The sequence below is a fragment of the Xanthobacter variabilis genome, from assembly GCF_043831965.2.
GTDB lineage: Bacteria > Pseudomonadota > Alphaproteobacteria > Rhizobiales > Xanthobacteraceae > Xanthobacter.
In genome coordinates this window covers 947,860-964,989 of record NZ_CM195533.1, presented here as the reverse complement: position 1 = coordinate 964,989, position 17,130 = coordinate 947,860, and the positions used below count along the sequence as shown (strand labels likewise).

Annotated in this window: 19 protein-coding genes; 10 read left to right on the top strand and 9 right to left on the bottom strand. The window is 65.4% G+C overall.

Annotation, left to right across the window (positions count from 1 at the left end; translation table 11 throughout):
• Position 1 precedes the first annotated feature (1 nt).
• From ybeY to trmB, 6 genes are all read left to right on the top strand, one after another.
• Positions 2-538, top strand: coding sequence for an rRNA maturation RNase YbeY (gene ybeY / locus V5F26_RS04210; protein WP_234052802.1), 537 nt, complete (start codon positions 2-4; stop codon positions 536-538).
• Between the two features lie 15 nt (positions 539-553).
• The gene (locus tag V5F26_RS04205; protein ID WP_234052803.1) at positions 554-1,528 is read left to right on the top strand and encodes a hemolysin family protein; all 975 of its coding nucleotides are present in this window, start codon (positions 554-556) and stop codon (positions 1,526-1,528) included.
• Positions 1,529-1,551: 23 nt separating this feature from the next.
• A complete protein-coding gene (gene lnt / locus V5F26_RS04200; protein ID WP_394947846.1) occupies positions 1,552-3,267 on the top strand; it encodes an apolipoprotein N-acyltransferase in 1,716 nt (571 codons plus the stop codon).
• A gap of 98 nt (positions 3,268-3,365) precedes the next feature.
• Positions 3,366-3,773, top strand: a complete 408-nt coding sequence (locus tag V5F26_RS04195; protein WP_234052805.1) for a helix-turn-helix domain-containing protein — start codon at positions 3,366-3,368, stop codon at positions 3,771-3,773.
• A 105-nt stretch (positions 3,774-3,878) separates the two neighbouring features.
• Entirely contained in the window at positions 3,879-5,072 is a 1,194-nt protein-coding gene (gene metK / locus V5F26_RS04190; protein WP_234052806.1) for a methionine adenosyltransferase, read from the top strand.
• A 235-nt stretch (positions 5,073-5,307) separates the two neighbouring features.
• Complete coding sequence (gene trmB / locus V5F26_RS04185; protein WP_394947847.1) at positions 5,308-6,018, top strand: tRNA (guanine(46)-N(7))-methyltransferase TrmB; 711 nt, start codon at positions 5,308-5,310, stop codon at positions 6,016-6,018.
• Between the two features lie 57 nt (positions 6,019-6,075).
• On the opposite strand, the gene V5F26_RS04180 is transcribed toward trmB, so the two are convergent.
• From V5F26_RS04180 to hemE, 9 genes are all read right to left on the bottom strand, one after another.
• Positions 6,076-6,954 carry an NAD-dependent epimerase/dehydratase family protein gene (locus V5F26_RS04180; RefSeq protein WP_394947848.1) on the bottom strand — a complete coding sequence of 293 codons (879 nt, stop codon included), beginning with the start codon at positions 6,952-6,954 and terminating at the stop codon, positions 6,076-6,078.
• A 43-nt stretch (positions 6,955-6,997) separates the two neighbouring features.
• Positions 6,998-7,918 carry a lyso-ornithine lipid O-acyltransferase gene (olsA, locus tag V5F26_RS04175; RefSeq protein WP_394947849.1) on the bottom strand — a complete coding sequence of 307 codons (921 nt, stop codon included), beginning with the start codon at positions 7,916-7,918 and terminating at the stop codon, positions 6,998-7,000.
• A gap of 224 nt (positions 7,919-8,142) precedes the next feature.
• Positions 8,143-8,514 carry a Fur family transcriptional regulator gene (locus V5F26_RS04170; protein ID WP_394947850.1) on the bottom strand — a complete coding sequence of 124 codons (372 nt, stop codon included), beginning with the start codon at positions 8,512-8,514 and terminating at the stop codon, positions 8,143-8,145.
• A gap of 158 nt (positions 8,515-8,672) precedes the next feature.
• The gene (locus V5F26_RS04165; RefSeq protein WP_394947851.1) at positions 8,673-9,143 is read right to left on the bottom strand and encodes a GNAT family N-acetyltransferase; all 471 of its coding nucleotides are present in this window, start codon (positions 9,141-9,143) and stop codon (positions 8,673-8,675) included.
• Positions 9,143-9,826 (bottom strand): tRNA (adenosine(37)-N6)-threonylcarbamoyltransferase complex dimerization subunit type 1 TsaB, encoded by a 684-nt coding sequence (gene tsaB / locus V5F26_RS04160; protein ID WP_234052811.1) that lies wholly within the window; start codon positions 9,824-9,826, stop codon positions 9,143-9,145. Before tsaB ends, V5F26_RS04165 begins: the two co-directional genes overlap by 1 nt.
• A 151-nt stretch (positions 9,827-9,977) precedes the next feature.
• Positions 9,978-10,541, bottom strand: a complete 564-nt coding sequence (locus V5F26_RS04155; protein ID WP_234052812.1) for a NifU family protein — start codon at positions 10,539-10,541, stop codon at positions 9,978-9,980.
• Positions 10,542-10,730: 189 nt separating this feature from the next.
• Positions 10,731-12,002: a transcription termination factor Rho gene (gene rho / locus V5F26_RS04150; RefSeq protein ID WP_234052813.1), complete on the bottom strand. Its 1,272-nt coding sequence runs from the start codon at positions 12,000-12,002 to the stop codon at positions 10,731-10,733.
• Between the two features lie 259 nt (positions 12,003-12,261).
• Positions 12,262-12,687, bottom strand: coding sequence for a protoporphyrinogen oxidase HemJ (gene hemJ, locus V5F26_RS04145; protein ID WP_234052814.1), 426 nt, complete (start codon positions 12,685-12,687; stop codon positions 12,262-12,264).
• Positions 12,688-12,815: 128 nt separating this feature from the next.
• Positions 12,816-13,862 carry a uroporphyrinogen decarboxylase gene (hemE, locus tag V5F26_RS04140; RefSeq protein WP_394947852.1) on the bottom strand — a complete coding sequence of 349 codons (1,047 nt, stop codon included), beginning with the start codon at positions 13,860-13,862 and terminating at the stop codon, positions 12,816-12,818.
• 336 nt (positions 13,863-14,198) lie between these two features.
• Between hemE and V5F26_RS04135 the strand changes: the two genes are divergently transcribed.
• Genes V5F26_RS04135 through coaE form a run of 4 tightly spaced genes read left to right on the top strand, consistent with a single transcriptional unit; the run spans position 14,199 to position 17,127 of the window.
• A complete protein-coding gene (locus V5F26_RS04135; protein ID WP_234052816.1) occupies positions 14,199-15,053 on the top strand; it encodes a pyruvate, water dikinase regulatory protein in 855 nt (284 codons plus the stop codon).
• Between the two features lie 4 nt (positions 15,054-15,057).
• Positions 15,058-15,672, top strand: a complete 615-nt coding sequence (locus tag V5F26_RS04130; protein ID WP_234052817.1) for a Maf family protein — start codon at positions 15,058-15,060, stop codon at positions 15,670-15,672.
• Complete coding sequence (locus V5F26_RS04125; RefSeq protein ID WP_394947853.1) at positions 15,669-16,517, top strand: shikimate dehydrogenase; 849 nt, start codon at positions 15,669-15,671, stop codon at positions 16,515-16,517. The genes V5F26_RS04130 and V5F26_RS04125 overlap by 4 nt, the downstream gene beginning before the upstream one ends.
• 4 nt (positions 16,518-16,521) lie before the next feature.
• Positions 16,522-17,127, top strand: coding sequence for a dephospho-CoA kinase (coaE, locus tag V5F26_RS04120; RefSeq protein ID WP_394947854.1), 606 nt, complete (start codon positions 16,522-16,524; stop codon positions 17,125-17,127).
• The last annotated feature ends 3 nt before the right edge of the window (positions 17,128-17,130 follow it).

The following is a 17,130-nucleotide window of genomic DNA, read 5'->3' as shown; positions in this document are numbered from 1 at the left end:
CATGCCGGACGACACCACGCTCACGGCCGCAGCCCTGCCCCCCGACGCCATCGAAATTGACGTGCAGGTGGAAGCCGCCCTCTGGTCCGAGCTGCCCGACGCCGAGAGCATCGCCGTGGGCGCCGCGCTGGCGGCCCTCGCGGCCGTGAGTGAGGAAGTGCCTTCCCCGGCGGAAATGAGCATCACCCTCACCGACGACGCCCACATCCAGGTGCTGAACCGCGAGTGGCGCGAGATCGACAAGGCCACCAACGTGCTCTCCTTCCCGGCACCCGAGCTGCCGGAGGACCTTGACGAGGCCGCCCAGCCCCTAGGCGACGTGATCGTTGCCTATGAAACGCTGAAGCGCGAGGCGGAGCTGGAACAAAAGCCCATCGCGCACCATCTCACCCATCTGGTGGTGCATGGGACCCTGCATTTGCTAGGGTATGATCACCTCGAAGACGACGAAGCAGAAGAAATGGAGGGCTTGGAGCGCCAGATCCTCGCCGGGCTTGGGATCGATGATCCCTATCGCCTGCCGCAGGACGGTGGCTGAAGCTGAAGAGAGGCCATGGCCAATACCGACCAACCGACCGAGACCAGCTCCTCGGAGCCGCAAAGTTTTCTCGATCGATTGCGTGCCCTCCTCGGCACGTTCCGACCGCACGGTTCGCTCCGCACTGACCTGACGGAGGTGCTGGACGCGTCGAGCGCACCCGGGGAGGAGAGCGAATTCACGCCCGCTGAGCGCAAGATGCTGCGCAACATCCTTCACCTGAAGGAAGTGGGCATCGGCGACATCATGGTGCCCCGCGCCGAGATCGTCGCCGTGCGCAAGGACATTTCCCTGGGCGAGCTCCTGAAGGTGTTCGTCTCAGATGCCCATTCCCGGCTGGTGGTCTATGACGACACACTGGACGATCCGGTGGGCATGGTGCATCTGCGCGACCTGATCGGCTTCCTGGCCAGCGGCATCACCTCGAGCCCGCCCGGCGCCAAGCTGGACCTGTCCAGTGTCGATCTCGACAGCACCCTGGAAGAGGCCGGCCTCACCCGCCGCCTGCTCTATGTGCCGCCCTCCATGCCGGCGGTGGACCTGCTGGTGTCCATGCAGGCCGCGCGCACCCACCTCGCCCTCGTCATCGACGAATATGGTGGCACTGACGGCCTCGTCTCCATCGAGGACGTGGTGGAGGAGATTGTCGGCGAGATCGAGGACGAGCACGACGAGGCCGCCGAGAGCCTTCTGGAAGCCCAGGAGGACGGCAGCTATCTGGTCGATGCCCGTGCCCCGCTTGAATCCATCGTCGAGGTCCTGGGCCCCGGCTTCGCCTCGGAAGACGAGCTGGAGGAGGTCGACAGCATGGGCGGCCTGGCGGTGCGCCTGGCTGCGCGCGTTCCCGAAACGGGAGAGGTCATCACCCTGCCCGGGCAGTACCAACTGGAAGTGGTGGAGGCCGACCCGCGCCGGGTGAAGAAGCTCCGCATCATTCCGCCGCCAAAATCGAGCGGCACTGAAGACACCGTCGCCGCCGGAGAGGCATAACCGGCGGCGGCAGCCCGGCGGGGTTGGCTGAAGCCATCGCCGCCGGCTTCCACGCCGCGCCTGCGGCCCATTCAGGGTCTCCCATGACATCCACCTCTACGGCCGCGCCTCTGGGGTCACCTCGCGCGCGCAGCTGGCGCGGGCGTCTTGCCGAACGCCTGCGGAGCCTGCGCGACCTGAGCGGTTGGCGGCGCCTGCTGGCGGCGATGGCCGCCGGGGCCAGCGGCGCCCTGGCCATGCCGCCGTTCGGGCTGTGGCCCGTGCTCGCCCTCGCCTTCCCGGCCCTGGTGTTGATGATTGACGGCATTCAGGGCGGTCCATGGGCGCGCCTGCGGACGGCCGCCGCCGTGGGGTGGGCATTCGGCTTCGGCTATTTCCTGGCCTCCCTGTGGTGGATCGGCGCCGCCTTCCTGGTGGAAGCGGACGTGTTCGCCTGGTTGCTGCCATTCGCGGTGCTCGCCATGCCGGCCGGGCTCGGCCTGTTCACCGCGTTCGGCGCGGTCGTGGCCCGGTTGCTGTGGTCGCACGGGCCGCTGCGGCTGTTTGCGTTCGCCTTCGCGTTCACAGCTGCCGAATGGCTGCGAGGCCACGTGCTCACCGGGTTTCCCTGGAACACGTTCGGCTACGCCTTCGCGCAATCCTTGCCGCTGATGCAGAGCGCGTCGCTCATCGGCGTTTACGGGCTCACCTTCTTCGCCCTGCTGCTGCTGTCGACACCTGTTCTTGGCCTTGCTGGCGGGCGCCGGAACCTCATGGGCATCGCCGCGGCGGCGCTGGTGATCGCGGGTGCCGCCGTGTGGGGCGAGGCGCGCCTCAACGCCAACCCCAGCCGCTTTGTCGCGGATGCGCATCTGCGGATCATGCAGCCGGCCCTGCCGCAGGACCAGAAATTCAACTACGGACGCCGCGAGGAGATCTTCGCGAGCTACCTGCAGCAGAGCGCGGAGGCCTCGCCCACCTATCCGGGCGGACTGAAGGACGTGAGCGTGCTGATCTGGCCCGAAAGCGCCCTGCCCTTCATCTATGAACGCGAGCCGTGGGCCGGCGCGGCGATTGCAGCCACCCTGCCGCAGAATGTCACGCTGGTGACCGGCGCCGTGCGTTATGGCGCCCCGCCCAGGGGCCAGCATTCGCCCTTCTTCAATTCTGTCCGCGTGATCGACCATGACGGGAACGTCTTGCTGAGCACCGACAAGTCCCACCTCGTTCCGTTCGGTGAATACTTGCCGTTCCAGGATGTCCTGGAGAGCTTAGGAATAGAACAACTCACGCGTGTGCGCGGCGGATTTTCCTCCGCGGCGTCGCTGCGGGCGCTGGAGGTCCCCGGCCTGCCCCTCGCAGCGCCGCTGGTATGTTATGAAATTATCTTTCCTGGAAACGTGATTCCGGAAGGCAAAAGACCACGTCTGCTGCTGAATCTGACCAATGATGCATGGTTCGGCACCACGCCGGGACCCTACCAGCACTTTGTCCAGGCAAGGTTGCGCGCGGTTGAGGAAGGCCTGCCTCTGGTACGCGCAGCCAATACGGGCATTTCCGCCATCGTCGACCCAGTGGGGCGAATCGTCGCATACGGAGCACTGGGCGAGCGGGTGGTGGTGGACGGGCCGTTGCCCCAACCGCTGGAAACGGTTCCCCTTGCTGCACTGCATGCAGGATCGTTCCTGTTTTGGGTGCAATTTTTCAGTCTTCTCCTTGCGCTATTACCTCTTGCGAGGCGTATTACACGCAAAAGTTGATCGACGCTCACCCGTTGTATGCCTATGTTCGCGCTCAATCAGGGCAGCCTTCGCATCGCGAAGTAACAATACTCTTTTCCGACATAGCCGGAGAGACCATGGCCAAGAAGGCGCCGAACCCTATCGATAAGCATGTTGGCTCACGTGTACGCATGCGTCGCATGATGATCAGCATGAGCCAAGAGAAACTGGGTGAGCACCTCGGCATCACGTTTCAGCAGATTCAGAAGTACGAAAAGGGGACCAACCGCATCGGGGCGAGCCGATTGCAGCAGATCTCCATAGTGCTGGGCGTGCCCGTGGCGTTCTTTTTCGAGGGAGCTCCCACCGTGGGGCCGGAACCCGACGGTTTTGCGGAGGCCCAGTCCCCCGCTTACGTGTCGGACTTTCTCGCCACTTCGGATGGACTTGCCCTTACCCGCAACTTCATGCGCATCCAGGATGCCCGCGTTCGTCGCCGCATCGTGGATCTCGTCATCGCCATCGCTGGCGAGGCGGAAGGCTGACGTTCGATTTGACGAACGCTGTTCCCTCGGTGATCTTGACCGCACCCCGCCGCGTTGCGAAAAGCAACACCCGTAACGCGGTGCGGGCGCAAGAAAGGCCGAAACATGGCGCGTCAATCCTACCTGTTCACAAGTGAATCCGTCTCCGAAGGCCATCCGGACAAGGTGTGCGACCGCATCTCCGATGAGGTGGTGGATACGTTCTTCCGAACTGCCGAAGCGGAAGGCTTTGATCCCACCCAGGTCCGTGTCGCCTGCGAGACCCTCGCGACCACGAACAAGGTGGTGATTGCCGGCGAAACCCGCGGCCCGGCCTCCATCACCCATGACCTGATCGCCCATGTGGCGCGCCTTGCCATCCGCGACATCGGCTACGAGCAGGCCGGCTTCCACTGGCAGACCGCCGACATCGACGTGGTGCTGCACTCCCAGTCGGCCGACATCGCCCAGGGCGTGGACATCGCCGGCAACAAGGACGAAGGCGCCGGCGACCAGGGCATCATGTTCGGCTACGCCGTGCGTGAGACCCCGGAGCTGATGCCCGCTCCCATCTATTACGCCCACAAGATCCTGAAGACCCTGGCGGAAGCGCGCCATTCGGGTGCCACCACCGCGCTGGGCCCGGATGCCAAGAGCCAGGTCACCGTGCGCTACGAGAACGGCAAGCCCGCCGGCGTGACGCAGATCGTGCTCTCCACCCAGCACCTGGATGAGCACCTGTCCTCTCAGGACGTGCGCGCCATCGTCGAACCCTACATCCGCGCGACCCTGCCCGATGGCTGGATCTCCAAGGACACGGTGTGGCACGTCAATCCCACCGGCAAGTTCGTGATCGGCGGGCCTGATGGCGATACTGGCCTGACCGGCCGCAAGATCATCGTGGACACCTACGGCGGCGCGGCGCCCCATGGCGGCGGCGCCTTCTCCGGCAAGGATCCCACCAAGGTTGACCGCTCCGCCGCCTATGCCGCGCGCTACCTGGCGAAAAACGTGGTTGCCGCCGGCCTTGCCGATCGCGCCACCATCCAGCTCGCCTACGCCATCGGCGTGTCGGACCCGCTGGCGGTCTATGTGGACCTGCACGGCACCGGGCAGGTGGACGAGGCCAAGCTGGAGACGGTTCTGCGCGAGGCGGTCAATCTGCGTCCGCGGGGCATCCGCGAGCATTTCGGCCTGTGCAAGCCCATCTATGCGCGCACCGCGGCCTACGGCCATTTCGGTCGCCCGCCGGAGGCCGATGGCGGCTTCTCCTGGGAGAAGACCGACATCGTGGACGCCCTGAAGTCTGCCTTCGCCTGAGCGCGAAGCGTCTGGTGACAGGCGCGCGATGCCAAACGTGTCATGGCCGGGTCCATCCCGGCCATGTGCTTTTCAGCCCGGCGGTTGCGCCTTCCCCACAACGCCCTACCCAGGCATCGGGAACGAAACCGGCGCGGTGCTATTTTCAACCCTGACCGCTTGTGGAGTCGCGAACGGAGGCTCCGCGGGCATCCTCGCAAACTTCCATGCCCTGCGGCATGACGAGTGCTCCAGCTTGGCCAATCCCAATATCCGCCCCTCCGCCGCCGACCCCTTGAGCCCCGGCGCCTTCTATGGACGCCGCATCGGCAAGGCCCTGCGCGCGACCCAGCAGGACGCCATGGGCCGCCTGCTGCCCCGCTATCGCTTCAGCCTGGAGGAAGCGGATCGGCCCGCATCCCTGTTTCCCTTCGTTCCGGAGGACCTGTGGCTGGAGATCGGGTTCGGCGGCGGCGAGCATCTCATCGACCATGCGGCGCGCCGCCCGCGCACCGGCTTTCTCGGCGTCGAGCCGTTCATCAACGGCATGGCGCGCATGCTGGTGGATCTGGAGAAGAGCGAGCGCGACAATATTCGCCTGTTCGATGCCGATGCCGCCCTCTTGCTGGAACGCCTGCCCACAGGCGTGCTCGCGGGCGCCGATCTCTTCTATCCCGACCCCTGGCCTAAGAAGCGGCATTGGAAGCGCCGTTTCGTGCGGCCGGACAATCTCGATCGCCTTGCCCGCGTGATCCGGCCGGGCGGCCTGTTCCGGGTCGCGTCCGACGTCACCGATTATGTGGGCTGGACGCTGGCCACGGTGCGCGCCCACGGCGCCTTCCGCTGGACCGCCCGCACCGCGGCCGACTGGACCCAGCCCTATGCCGACTGGCCCGGCACCCGCTACGAGGCGAAAGCCCTCCAGGATGGGCGCATTCCCAGCTATTTGACGTTTGAGCGCATCTAGGCCGTTTCGGTTTCCATCGAGGCACCGAACCGGTCCGTACGTCCCTCAGAGGTGCCCCTAGACGGCGCGGCCTTCGCCGGCGGCGGCCAGCGCGTCGAGCCCTTCGCGATAGGTGGGGAAGGCAAGCTCCACGCCCAGCTCGTCCTTCAGCCGCCGATTGGACACCCTCTTGCTCGCACCCCAGAAGCTGAGCGCCATGGGCGACATGGTGCGGGCAGCCTCCTCGAACGGCACGATCGGCGGTGGCTCGCACCCCAGCAGCTTCGCGCCATAGATCACCGGTTCACCGGGCGCGGTGGGCAGGTCGTCCGCCACGTTCAGCACGCCGGTGAAGTTTTGCGCCATCACCGCCTCAATCGCGCGGCTGATGTCCTCCACATGGATGCGGTTGAAGACCTGGCCGGCGCGCGCGATGATTTTCGCCTCTCCGGCCGCGAGCTGCGCAAGCACATTGCGACCGGGGCCATAGATGCCCGCGAGACGCAGCACCGCCACGGCCTTGCCGTACCGGCGGCCGAACTCGAACCATGCCGCTTCCGCCTGCAGGCGGCGCTCGAGACGGCCCGTGCCCGCGCGCGGGGGCGTGGCCTCGTCGACCCAGGCGCCGCCATGGTCGCCATAGACGCCAAGGGTGGTAAGATAAATCACCTGCCGCAGGCGGCCGCTGCCCAGCACTTCGGCAGCCAGGCGGAGCATCGGATCGCCAGCTGCATCGGGCGGCGCCGAGGCGATGAGCACATCAGCGGTCGCGAGCGCTTCCGCCAGTTGCGGAGAAAGGGTCTCGCCGTCAAACTGGAAGGCCTGCACATCGCGCGGCATCCGCGCCATGCCTTCCGGTCCACGGGCTGTCGCGATGACATCGGAAAACGCCGCGCCACGCGTGGTGACGAGGTGGCGGGCGCAATAGCCAAGGCCAACTGCCGCTAGAATGGTCAAGGCCGCTCCCCATTTTCCAAAGGAAATGATTTTATTTTGCCGTCTATATATCCCGGCCGGCAAGGGTCATTGCCAGCTGGCGGCGCACCTGTTCTTCGGCCCCGCGGGTCACGCTCTTGCGGTCGTGGCTCGCGTCGAGCCGCAGCGGCTCCGTAAAGGTCACCTCCACGTCGAGGGCCCCCTGGCGGAGCACCTCGAGCAGATGGGGCGCCAGATCCATATCCCCGAACCAGGTGGCGAGGTGACGCCGGCTGCGCCCCAAAGGCAGCCCCTGCAGCCGCGTGTACGCGACCACCAGCGGCTGAACCACCACTTCGTCATGGGTCGCGAACACGTCGCGCACCGCCCCCACCAGCGCGGTGCGGAAGGGCAGCACGCGGTTTCCATCGCCGGACGTGCCCTCGGCGAACAGCACCACCGGATCGCCATCCACCAGCCGCTCGGCGATCTCCCGATTGACGTCACCGGTGGCGTGTCGCTTCTGCCGGTCGACAAACACGGTGCGTTGGAACTTGGCCAGCAGCCCGATGAGCGGCCAGCTGGCCACCTCGCTCTTGGCCACAAAGAACAGCGGTGTCAGCGACCCGATCACCGAGATATCGAGCCAGGACGTATGGTTGGACAGGATCAGAAGGGGCCGGTGCGGATCCGCGGCGCCCTTCACCTTGACCCGCACGCCGAGGGCCCGCAGCACCATGCGGTGGTAGAGCATGGGAATGACGCGCCGGCTCGGCAGGCCCAGGCGCAGCGACAGCCACTGCAGCGGAATGCCAATGGCGGTCACGACCCCGATGCCGGCCATCACCGCGCCCATGCGCAGGCCATCCAGCAGCCGCGTGGCGATCGGGCATTCCGGGCCGAGATCCGGCACACCTTCGCGTTTCCGGCGCGCCCGGGCGGGTGGATCGAGCTCGGGCAGTGCCTGCGGCACAACGGCGGAAGGGCCCCGCCTGCGTTCCATCATTTTCGCCTCGCCGCGCCGGTGCAGCCTGAAGCGTGCGTGAATCGCCTGGAAAGAGGCGTTTCAGCGCTTCATCACGCTGCAATGCCCGGTGCAAAAGCCGCAATTCGGCTTGCCTGAAAACTCACGAGAGCAGCCCCGACTTCACTGCAGCAGGGCCCTGCTCCAACTTGGTCAAGTGCGCGTTTTTCCCGTGCGATCCACACCCCGCTTCGCGCGAAAGCGCTCTATTTGTCGTCATCCAGCGGCACGGCATAAAGCTCTAGCCGATGGCCCCGCAGCTTGAAGCCCAGCTTGCGGGCAATTTCTTCCTGCAGCTTCTCGATTTCCTCCGAGCGGAATTCGATCACCTTGCCGGTTTTCATGTCGATGAGGTGGTCGTGATGCTCGTCGGGCATCTGCTCGTAACGAGCACGGCCATCGCCGAAGTCGTGCCGCTCGATGATGCCGGCATCCTCCAGCATCTTCACCGTCCGATAGACGGTGGAGATGGAGATGTTGTCGTCGATGGCCGAGGCGCGCCGATGCAGCTCTTCCACGTCCGGATGATCTTCCGCGCCGGAGAGAACCCGCGCGATCACGCGACGCTGCTCGGTCATCCGCATGCCTTTGGCCAGGCACGCTTCCTCGATGACACTGATTTTTCCGCTCAAGCGGCACCTCCGGGATGTCGGCGCGACATGAACGCCTTATCGCCCTGCGAACGCTTTGCCGCAAGAGGGTGTCGCCCGTCGCGATGCGCCTGCGACCGAAGCCGTCAGAAGTCGCGCCGCAACAACAGGGCGTCGGTTCCCCGATAATAGCCCTTGCGGCGGCCGACCTGTTGATAACCCGTCCGCGCATAGAGTTTTAGCGCGGGCTCGTTGCCTTCCTCAACCTCAAGGAAGGAGGTCGTCACGCCTTCCGCGGCGAGGCGCGCGAGGTGGTAGCCCAAAAGCTCGCGCCCAAGGCCCCGATTGCGGGCGTCACTCGTCACCGCGATGGAGAGAACCTCCGCTTCGGGCACCACCACATGGGAGAGCACGAAACCCAGCAGTGCGCCGCGACCGCCGGCGCTCGCCACATGGGCGCGGGCGGCCTGCTCCGACAGCAGGCGCTCGAACTCCTGCTGTGCCCAGCCCTGGGCGAAGCAGGAGCCATGGAGCGTCGCGAGGTCCGCTGCGTCGTCCACCGTGGCGGCGCGCAGCGAAGGCGGAGTTGCGGGGAAGAAATAGTCGATCAGGGACATTATCGGCGCGCGATGCGGGCTTTGTCCTGCGGCTTGGCATCCGGCGGCCGCAAATAGAGGGGTTTGGCTTCCGCCGCCTCCGGGTTCGCCGCCACGCCAAGGCGCGCCACCCAGGCCACATCGGGAGCGGGCACCTCATCCACCGAAACCGGGGCAGCTTCCCCCGCGGGCCACGCCTCGGCCAGAACCGCGGCGCCAGAACCCACCAGCCGGGCCGGACCGATGGCCACCGCCCGCGCCGCCTCGCGCACCGAAGTCACCTTGGGTGCGATAAGGGTTCGTCCGCCAACCCCGAACATCTGCAGGAACACGTGGCCATGCTTGGCATCAATGGCGCTCACCACCGGCACGGCATCATCCATGGCCAGGAACGGCGCGGCGAGCGCGGCAAGGGTCGTCACGCCCACCACCGGGCGGTTCACGGTGAGCCCGAAGCCCCGGGCGGCCGAAAGGCCGACGCGCAATCCGGTGAAGCTGCCCGGACCTACGGTGACCGCGATGCGGCCGAGATGCTCGAAATCGAGCCCGGCATCACCCATCACCCGTTCCACCAGAGGAATGAGGTGCTCGGCGTGCCCGCGTTCCATGAGCAGCGAATCACCGGCCACGATGCTGTCGCTCTCGGCGTCGAGCACCGCTGCGGAACACGCTGAAAGCGCTGTATCTATGGCCAGGACGAACATGAACGCAAAAGCCCCTCTTGCCGCCACGATTGCCTGAATCCGGCGCAAACGGAAGGGGACCCGCCCCGCTCACCTTGCCAAAAGGTTAATTTCGGAGCCGGACGGCAACACCCGGCTCCCTCCGACGCGAACAGGATACCGGCGCGCCCGCTCAGGCCGCCTGCACTTCGCGGATTTCCGGCACGAAGTGCTTCAGCAAATTTTCCACGCCGTTCTTCAGCGTGGCGGTGGACGACGGGCAGCCGGAGCACGAGCCCTTCATGTTGAGGTACACCACGCCATCCTTGAAGCCGCGGAAGGTGATATCCCCGCCGTCATTGGCCACTGCCGGGCGCACGCGCGTATCCAGCAGCTCCTTGATGGTGGCGACGATTTCCTCGTCGGCGCGGTCGTAGAACTCATCGCCGTGGTCGTTGGCGTCAAGGGCCACGCCCTCCGCCACGATGGGCGCGCCAGACATGAAGTGCTCCATGATGGCGCCGAGAATGGCCGGCTTCATCTGCCGCCAATCGCCCTGCGTCTTGGTCACCGTCACGAAATCCGGGCCCAGCATCACGCCATCCACGCCTCGCACCTCGAACAGGCGCTGCGCCAGCGGCGACATGCCGGCATCTTCCGCGCTGCGCACGTCAAGCACGCCCTCGCCCAAAACCGGGCGGCCGGGCAGGAACTTGAGGGTGGCGGGATTGGGGGTGGCTTCAGTCTGAATGAACATGGCCTGATCCTGAAAAAACGGGGGGCCGGCAACGCCGGCTTCTGAGGATGAAGATAGGTCTTCCCCCCGCAATGCGAAAGGCCGGCCTCGGGGGATGTCCGGAGTTGACAATCCCGAGGCCGGCCTTGGTTCGCGACAGCCCGGCGCGTCCGTGCCGGACGGCCAGGTGTTCATCTGAGGTCTTAATCCTCAGGTGTTCATAGAGTCGAAGAAGTCCTGGTTGGTCTTCGTCTGCCGCAGCTTGTCGAGCAGGAACTCGATAGCGTCCACGGTGCCCATGGGGTTCAGGATGCGGCGCAGCACATACATCTTCTTGAGCGTGTCGCTGGGAACCAGCAGCTCTTCCTTGCGGGTGCCGGACCGGGTGATGTCGATGGCCGGGAACACGCGCTTGTCGGACACCTTGCGGTCGAGGATGACCTCGGAATTGCCGGTGCCCTTGAACTCTTCGAAGATCACCTCATCCATGCGCGACCCGGTCTCGATGAGCGCCGTTGCGATGATGGTGAGGGAGCCGCCTTCCTCGATATTGCGCGCGGCGCCGAAGAAGCGCTTGGGGCGCTGGAGGGCGTTGGCGTCCACGCCGCCGGTGAGCACCTTGCCCGAGGACGGCACGACCGTGTTGTAGGCGCGGCCCAGGCGGGTGATGGAATCCAGCAGGATCACCACATCGCGGCCATGCTCCACCAGCCGCTTGGCCTTCTCGATGACCATTTCCGCCACCTGTACATGGCGGGCGGCGGGCTCGTCGAAGGTGGAGGAGATCACCTCGCCCTTCACCGAGCGCTGCATGTCCGTCACTTCCTCCGGCCGCTCGTCGATGAGCAGCACGATGAGGTAGCATTCGGGATGGTTGGCGGTGATGGACTTGGCGATGTTCTGCAGCAGCACCGTCTTGCCGGTGCGCGGCGGCGCCACGATGAGGCCGCGCTGGCCCTTACCGATGGGCGCCACCACATCGATGATGCGCGGCGAGAAGTCCTTCTTGCCGCCGCCGGTATCCTCGTGCTCGAGCTTCAGCCGCTCGTCGGGATAAAGTGGCGTGAGATTGTCGAAATTGATCTTGTGGCGGGTCTTCTCAGGGTCTTCGAAATTGATCGTATTGACCTTGAGCAGCGCGAAATAGCGCTCGCCCTCCTTGGGAGAGCGGATCTGCCCTTCCACCGTGTCGCCCGTGCGCAGGCCGAAGCGGCGGATCTGCGAGGGGGAGACGTAAATGTCGTCCGGACCCGGCAGGTAATTGGCTTCCGGAGAACGCAGGAAGCCGAAGCCGTCCTGCAGCACCTCCACCACGCCTTCGCCGATGATCTCGGTTTCGCTCAATGCCAGCTGCTTCAGGATGGCGAACAGCAGCTCCTGCTTGCGCAGGGTGCTCGCATTCTCCACCTCGTTCTCCTCGGCAAAGGCGAGCAGCTCGACAGGCGTTTTGGATTTCAGGTCTTGAAGTTTTACTTCCCGCATATGGGAAAGCCTCGATTAAGGTCTTGATGAGTCGGTTCGCGAGGGCCCGCGAGCCAGACATGTGAGGAAGGAAACGGGGAATCGCAGGTCTTCAGGAGTCGCCGGAGCGAGGGCTTCCGCCTGACGCGCGCGCTTGAGCCACGATGGATGAACCCAGGACCCAAGCCTCAGCCAGCGCGTTTGCCTGCGTTGAGGAAAGTACCGGGAGGATAGGCACACCACGCGCGGTGTGCAAGTCCCTCCTTCGGATAAAGCATCATCAAAACGGCTTAACCACCACAAGGATGACGATGCCGATCATCAGCAGCGTCGGCACTTCGTTGGCGATGCGGTAGAATTTCGCCGGCCGCTGGTTCGCATCGGCGGCGAAGTCGCGCACCCAGCGGGCCTGGAAGCCGTGCACCGCCGACATGGCCAGCACCAATGCCAGCTTGGCGTGGAACCAGCCGTCCGTATACCAGCCCCCCTCATAAGCCAAAAACAAGCCGGCCAGCCAGGTGACCACCATGGCGGGGGTGGAGATGGCTTTCAAAAGCCGCCGTTCCATGACCTTGAAGGTCTCGGACTGGGCCGAACCCTTCGGGGCCATGGCGTGATAGACGAACAGGCGCGGCATGTAGAGCAGCGCCGCCATCCAGGCGATGACGGCCATGATGTGCAAGGCCTTGATCCACAGATAGAGCATGGCTGCTCCTCGATTGCTTGGCCGACTGAGACCGCTTCAGCCGTTCATGGAAACGCAGAAGCGATCAATCCGTTTGTTCCGGCGCGTGTCCTTCACGCAAACCGGCTCCCGCGCCGCTTGGAAGCGCTTCAGGACGCCGCGCGCACCGCGGCCACCAGCGCGTCCACATGGGCGAGCGGGGTTTCGGGGCGGATGCCGTGGCCGAGATTGAAGATGTGACGGCAGCCGGCAAAATCCGCGCGGATCCGCCGGACTTCATCCTCCAGGGCCGCGCCGCCGGCGATCAGGCGCAGCGGGTCCAGATTGCCTTGCAGTGCCACGCGGGCGCCGAGCCGAGCGCGGGCGGCGGAGCGATCCGCGGTCCAGTCGAGCCCCACGGCAGTGATGCCCACCTGGGCAAGGCGTTCCAGGGCTTCCATGCTGGCGCCCTTGGGGAAGGCGATGACCCGTACATGGGGGTGCTCCGCCTTCAGCCCTTCAACGATGCGCTTCAGCGGCTCCACGCACCACAGCTCGAAGGAGAGGGGATCGAGCACGCCGGACCAGGTGTCGAAAATCTGCACCGCGTCGGCACCCGCGCGCACCTGCGCCGACAGGTGGGTGATGGAAGCTTCCACCAGCCGGTCCATGAGCGCCTGGAACACCGCCGGCTCGCGCAGCGCCAATAGCCGGGCCGGCGCCTGGTCGGCAGTGCCCTGCCCCGCCACCATGTAGGTGGCCACCGTCCATGGCGCGCCGCAGAAGCCGATCAGCGCCACTTCCGGCGGAAGCTCGGCGCGCACCGCGGCCACCGCTTCGTAAACCGGCTCGGTCCGCGCGGGGTCGAGCCGATCGGGCAAGGCGGTAATACGCGCGGCATTGTCCACCGGCTCCAGGCGGGGCCCCTCTCCGGCGGTGAAGGTGAGGCCGACGCCGAGCGCGTGGGGCACCACCAGAATGTCCGAAAAGATGATGGCCGCGTCGAAACCGTAGCGGCGGATGGGCTGGAGCGTCACCTCGGCGGCGAGCTTGGGCGTGTAGCACAGGGTGAGGAAGTCCCCGGCTATGGCCCGCACCTCGCGGTATTCGGGAAGGTAGCGGCCGGCCTGTCGCATCATCCAGAGCGGGGGCGGGTTCAGCGGAGTTCCGTCCAGGACGGCGAGAAAGGGCGATCGCGTCGCCGGAGAGCGGCTCATCCCATGCCTACAATCAATGAGAGTCTTATTTAAAGAGAGAGTCTTTAGAGTCTTTACGGTTGATTAACCAGTCGCAGCGCCATCGACAACCAATCCACACGCCATCCCGATTCAGATACCGCATTTGCCGCACCCGCGAGGGCCGGCGGAGGCCGGTTAACAAAGGATTAACGCGGGAGGTGGCATGGGATATTCACATTGGCCCACAGGAGGGGTTCTGAATCTCTCCTTTCGAGTCGAAATGTGGATGGCGATGCCCCCTTTCCCCAGGCCGATCTTGCGTCGGCGAAGGGAGCGTGCCTTCTTCAACAGCCTTCCACAGCGGTGGTGGATAAAGTGACGCCCACGAGAGCTCCGAGCGAAAGCTATTTTCACCTGCATCTGGTGTCCGACGCGACGGGCGAGACCCTCATCACCGTGGGCCGCGCGGCCTGCGCCCAGTATGCGAACGTGCTCGCCATCGAGCATGTTTATCCGCTGATCCGCTCCATGAAGCAGCTGGACCGGGTGCTGAGCGAGATCGAGGCCAATCCGGGCATCGTGCTCTACACGCTGGTCGACAATGAGATCCGCTCCAAGCTCAAGCAGAGCTGCCAGGACCTGGGCGTGCCCTATCTGTCGGTCATGGCGCCCATCGTTCGGCTGTTCCAATCCTATCTCGGCGGCGAGCCGACGCCGCGCATCGGCGGGCAGCACTCTCTTGATGCGGGCTATTTCAAGCGCATTGACGCGCTGAATTTCACCGTCATGCACGATGACGGGCAGATGACCGACGATCTAGAGAATGCGGATGTCGTCCTTCTGGGCGTGTCGCGCACTTCGAAGACTCCGACCTCCATCTATCTCGCCAATCGCGGCATCAAGACCGCCAATATCCCGCTGGTGCCGAATGTTCCGCTGCCGCCGGGGATGGAGCTGTTGAAGAAGCCGCTTCTGGTGGGCCTGGTGGCGAGCCCGGAGCGCATCGTCGAGATCCGCCAGAACCGCCTTCTGGGGCTGAATGCGGCGGACACCGGTACCTCCTATACGGACCGGCAGGCAGTTTCGGAGGAAATCGCCTTCTGCCGCCGCTTGTGCGCGCGCAACGGCTGGCCCCTCATCGACGTCACCCGCCGATCCATCGAGGAAACGGCGGCCACCATCCTGGCGCTGTTCAATGAGCGTCGCCGCAGAGCCATCGCCGAGACCTGAGATAATGGAAAACAAGACCCTGTGGCGCGGCGAGCAGTCGCTGGTGCTGGCCTCGAAAAGCGCCACCCGCCTGAGCCTTCTGGTGCATGCCGGAATGCCGGTGGAAACCGTGTCCATCGACGTCAATGAGCGTGCGCTCCAGGCCGAGGCGCGGGAGCTTGATCCCAGCCGCATCGCGTTGATGCTGGCGCGGGCGAAGGCCGCGGCTGGCGCGGTGGCGGCGCCGGGACGCGTGGTGCTGGGCGCCGACCAGACCCTGGCTCTTGGCAGTGAGATTTTTCACAAGCCGCAGACGGTGGAGGCCGCCCGGGCCCAGCTCATGAGCCTGTCCGGCAAGACCCATGCGCTGCATTCGGCGGTGACGGTGGTGATCGATGGAGAGCTGGCGTTCGAGACGGTGGTGAACGCTTATCTCACCATGCGCACCCTCACGCAGGACATGCTGGATACCTATCTGGCGGCAGCGGGACAGAGGGTGCTGACCTCGGTGGGGGCCTACCAGCTTGAATCGGTGGGGGTTCATCTCTTCACCAAGGTGGAGGGCGACCACTTCACCATTCTGGGGCTGCCGCTGCTGCAACTGCTGCCCTTCTTCCGCGAGCGGGGCATGTTGCCGTGACCATTCGTGCGTGCGTTACCGGGTTTCCCATCGCCCATTCCCGTTCGCCTTTGCTGCACGGCTATTGGTTGGCCCATTACAAGATTGATGGCACCTACGGCCGCGAAGAGGTTCAGCCGGCGGAGGCCGCGGCCTTTTATCGCAGCCTGGGCGAACGCGGCTATGTGGGCTGCAACGTGACGCTGCCGAACAAGGAGACGGCATTCTCTGTTCTCGACGAGGCGGACGAGAGCGCGGCTGCCCTGGGCGCGGCGAACACGCTGTGGCTTGAAGGCGGGCGGCTCCATGGCGCCAATACGGATGGCTATGGCTTTCTGGCCAATCTCGATGCCGGTGCGCCGGGATGGGATGGGCGGCGGGGAAGCGTGGTGGTCGTTGGGGCCGGCGGCGCCTCCCGTGCCGTTGTCCACGCGTTGGTCAGTCGCGGTTTCGAGCGGATCATGCTCGCCAATCGTACCCTGTCGCGGGCGGAGGCGGTGGCAGCGCCCTATGGCGGACGGGTGCGGCCGCTGGCGCTTTGCGATGTGGGGGGAGCGCTCGCCGACGCGGATCTGGTGGTGAATTGCACCTCCCTCGGCATGAAAGGCTCCGATCCGCTGGATCTTGATCTTCGGCCCCTGCGGGCTGACGCGGTGGTGACGGATATCGTCTACGTTCCCTTGAAAACGCCGTTTCTGCAGGCGGCCGAGGCGCGGGGCCTGCGCACCGTGGATGGGCTGGGAATGCTGCTGCACCAGGGCGTTCCCGGCTTTGAGCGCTGGTTCGGCGTGCGGCCGCAGGTCACGTCCGGCTTGCGGGACGTGCTGGTGGCGGACCTGAAGGCGAAGGGCCAGTTGGAGGCGTGACGCCATGTGGATTCTCGGGCTTACGGGTTCCATCGGCATGGGCAAATCCGCGACTGCTTCCATGTTCCGCAGCCTTGGCGCGCCGGTGCATGATGCGGACGCCGCCGTGCACAGTCTCTATCGGGGCGAAGCGGTGGAGGCTGTCGAGGCCGCGTTTCCCGGTGTGGTTCGAGATGGAATCATCGATCGCGCGGCGCTGGCGGGGCGGGTTCTGAACGATCCGCAGGCCATGGCGCGACTGGAAGCCATCGTTCACCCTTTGGTGTGGGCGCAGGAGAAGGCGTTTCTGGATCGGGCGCGGGAGAGTGGCGCGCGGCTTTGTGTCCTCGACATTCCTCTTCTGTTTGAGACGGGCGCCGTGGGGCGAACCCATGCGGTGGCGGTGGTGAGTGCGCCACCGGAGGTGCAGCGGGGCCGTGTGCTGGACCGGCCTGGGATGACGATGGAAAAGTTCGAGGCCATCCTGGCAAAGCAGATGCCCGATGCGGAGAAGCGCCGGCGGGCTCATTTCATCATCGATACGGGACGCGGCTTCGAGGCGGCACGCCACCAGGTGGCGGGCATCATACGCGCCTTGAGCGGACCCGGGCGACGTCGGCCGCAGATCTGACGA

Bases quoted from the DNA above. Each gene is read 5' to 3' on its own strand.
- V5F26_RS04165 (WP_394947851.1), bottom strand. From the start codon at position 9,143: ATGTCCCTGATCGACTATTTCTTCCCCGCAACTCCGCCTTCGCTGCGC.
- V5F26_RS04155 (WP_234052812.1), bottom strand. From the start codon at position 10,541: ATGTTCATTCAGACTGAAGCCACCCCCAATCCCGCCACCCTCAAGTTC.
- rho (WP_234052813.1), bottom strand. From the start codon at position 12,002: ATGCGGGAAGTAAAACTTCAAGACCTGAAATCCAAAACGCCTGTCGAG.
- olsA (WP_394947849.1), bottom strand. From the start codon at position 7,918: ATGATGGAACGCAGGCGGGGCCCTTCCGCCGTTGTGCCGCAGGCACTG.
- hemE (WP_394947852.1), bottom strand. From the start codon at position 13,862: ATGAGCCGCTCTCCGGCGACGCGATCGCCCTTTCTCGCCGTCCTGGAC.
- metK (WP_234052806.1), top strand. From the start codon at position 3,879: ATGGCGCGTCAATCCTACCTGTTCACAAGTGAATCCGTCTCCGAAGGC.
- hemJ (WP_234052814.1), bottom strand. From the start codon at position 12,687: ATGCTCTATCTGTGGATCAAGGCCTTGCACATCATGGCCGTCATCGCC.
- V5F26_RS04130 (WP_234052817.1), top strand. From the start codon at position 15,058: ATGGAAAACAAGACCCTGTGGCGCGGCGAGCAGTCGCTGGTGCTGGCC.
- V5F26_RS04205 (WP_234052803.1), top strand. From the start codon at position 554: ATGGCCAATACCGACCAACCGACCGAGACCAGCTCCTCGGAGCCGCAA.
- V5F26_RS04195 (WP_234052805.1), top strand. From the start codon at position 3,366: ATGGCCAAGAAGGCGCCGAACCCTATCGATAAGCATGTTGGCTCACGT.
- V5F26_RS04170 (WP_394947850.1), bottom strand. From the start codon at position 8,514: ATGACCGAGCAGCGTCGCGTGATCGCGCGGGTTCTCTCCGGCGCGGAA.
- ybeY (WP_234052802.1), top strand. From the start codon at position 2: ATGCCGGACGACACCACGCTCACGGCCGCAGCCCTGCCCCCCGACGCC.
- coaE (WP_394947854.1), top strand. From the start codon at position 16,522: ATGTGGATTCTCGGGCTTACGGGTTCCATCGGCATGGGCAAATCCGCG.
- tsaB (WP_234052811.1), bottom strand. From the start codon at position 9,826: ATGTTCGTCCTGGCCATAGATACAGCGCTTTCAGCGTGTTCCGCAGCG.